Here is a 1232-nt window from a genome sequence, read left to right on the forward strand (position 1 = left end):
GCCAGGGCTCATCCCCATGTCGACATCAACAGCCCGGTCGAGCTTTGCCAAGCCTCGCAGCCCGAGATCTTCGTCGTCCCGGTGCGCTACGCCTTGGCCGAGGAGTGGGCCAGCCACCCGTGCTGCGACCCTGGGGTTGTGCCGCAAAGCCATGCCATGGCGGCGCGCCGGCTGCGTTGCGGTTACCTCTACCTGTGGCACCACGAAGGCCCGCTCAAGCGCTATGCGGTGGCCGACAACGGCCTGCTGCTGGAACAGGCACTTCACGACGCGCCTGGCCGTGTGGCCAGCGGCACCCGTGTCGGCCTGGCGCTGGATAAACACCACGACGCCTGGATGAGCTTTACCGAACACCCCATCGGGCCTGAACAGTGTGCCCGGCTGAGTGAACGCAAGGTGCGCGACCGGCACATGCGTCACGTGGACTTGCGCCAGGTGGCCGACACCCTGCAGGCGCCGCATTGCCCGCCCTGGGAACACGCCGACCAGGTGCTCGCCGAGCTACTGCCCGAGAGTTACCTGCGGGCATTGGCCATTGAACATCAGCGCACGGAGTACGCGCAGCACGCCGAAATCCTCGGCGATCAGATGATCGCGGCACCCACACCGGCCAGCATCAAGGCATACACCGATGCCATGTACCACAACCAGGAGCGGGCCAAGGCGGCGGAGCAGTACGCCGAAGTGAGCGCCGACACCCCGCCCACCGGTGAATGGAGCGCCGAGCGCTGGGACGCCTTGCAGGTCAAGGACTGGCTGGCGACCATCCACGCCCAGGCCAAGGCCCTGTACCGCGTGTTCGCCTGCCTGGACGATGAGTTGGGCGTGCTGCGCGACATCAACCATGAGCAGGAGCAGGTGCAAACCCGCCATGAGCAGTGGACCCAGGACAACACCCTGCGCCTAAGCGTGGGGGGCTTTGTTCGCAGCCTGATCACCGAGGATGCCGCGGAAGTGGCGGGCCGGCTGCGTTACGTTTACCACAAGAGCAACGACAGCGGCCCGGGCCGGGAAATCGAGTTCAGCACCGAGCAGGGCGACATTCTGCTCAAGGCTCACCGGCGCCTCGACGAGCTGTTCAAGGAAGAGGCACGGATCAACCAGCAGCGCGGGATGGCCTACAGCCATCGGCAAGCCGATGAAATGCTCTGGGCGGTGCGCGAGCAGATCGCCGAGGCCACCGCCCCGGTGCGCGCCTTCATCCCGATTGACCTGTACAACGAGGTCGAAGC

At 66.0% G+C, this 1232-nt stretch carries 1 protein-coding gene; it reads left to right on the forward strand.

Translation table 11 applies throughout. The features are described 5' to 3' along the window. A partial coding sequence (locus EKA13_RS27980; RefSeq protein WP_342671865.1) for a toxin VasX occupies positions 1 to 1232 on the forward strand: 1232 nt, incomplete at both ends.

Source organism: Pseudomonas defluvii (assembly GCF_001695625.1).
GTDB lineage: Bacteria > Pseudomonadota > Gammaproteobacteria > Pseudomonadales > Pseudomonadaceae > Aquipseudomonas > Aquipseudomonas defluvii.